1 protein-coding gene is annotated in these 869 nt (G+C 68.5%); it reads right to left on the minus strand.

Going from position 1 to position 869, the window contains the following annotated elements; all coding sequences use genetic code 11:
• Positions 1–869 (minus strand): recombinase RecA (gene recA, locus ACW69E_RS27715; protein WP_457501030.1); only part of this gene is annotated, 869 nt, incomplete at both ends.

An 869-nucleotide genomic window follows, 5' to 3' on the forward strand; every position in this document is an offset into this window, starting at 1 on the left:
CCGATGCCGAGCTTCTCCTTGATCTTCTTCTCGATCTCGTCGGCCAGATCCGGGTTGTCCCGCAGGAAGTTACGGGCGTTCTCCTTGCCCTGCCCCAGCTGATCGCCCTCATAGGTGTACCAGGCACCCGACTTGCGGATGAAGCCGTGCTCCACCCCCATGTCGATCAGCCCGCCCTCCCGGCTGATCCCCACCCCGTACAGGATGTCGAACTCCGCCTGCTTGAACGGCGGCGCCACCTTGTTCTTGACCACCTTCACCCGGGTGCGGTTGCCCACCGCATCGGTGCCGTCCTTGAGCGTCTCGATCCGGCGGATGTCCAGCCGCACCGAGGCATAGAACTTCAGCGCCCGCCCGCCGGTGGTCGTCTCCGGCGACCCGAACATCACGCCGACCTTCTCGCGGAGCTGGTTGATGAAGATGGCCGTCGTCTTGGACTGGCTGAGCGCGCCGGTGATCTTGCGCAGCGCCTGGCTCATCAGCCGCGCCTGCAGACCCACGTGCGAGTCGCCCATCTCCCCCTCGATCTCCGCGCGCGGCACCAGCGCCGCCACCGAGTCGATCACGATCAGGTCCAGCGCCCCGGAGCGGATGAGCATGTCGGTGATCTCCAGCGCCTGCTCGCCGTTGTCGGGCTGGGACAGGATCAGCGAGTCCACGTCCACCCCCAGCCGCTTGGCGTACTCCGGGTCCAGCGCGTGCTCGGCGTCGACGAAGGCCACCGTGCCGCCCATCCGCTGGGCGTTGGCCACCGCGTGCAGGGTCAGGGTGGTCTTGCCGGAGGACTCCGGCCCGTAGACCTCCACCACCCGGCCGCGCGGCAGGCCGCCCACTCCCAGCGCCACGTCCAGAGCGGTCGACCCGGTCGG

The organism is Streptomyces sp. SS8 (genome assembly GCF_054072955.1).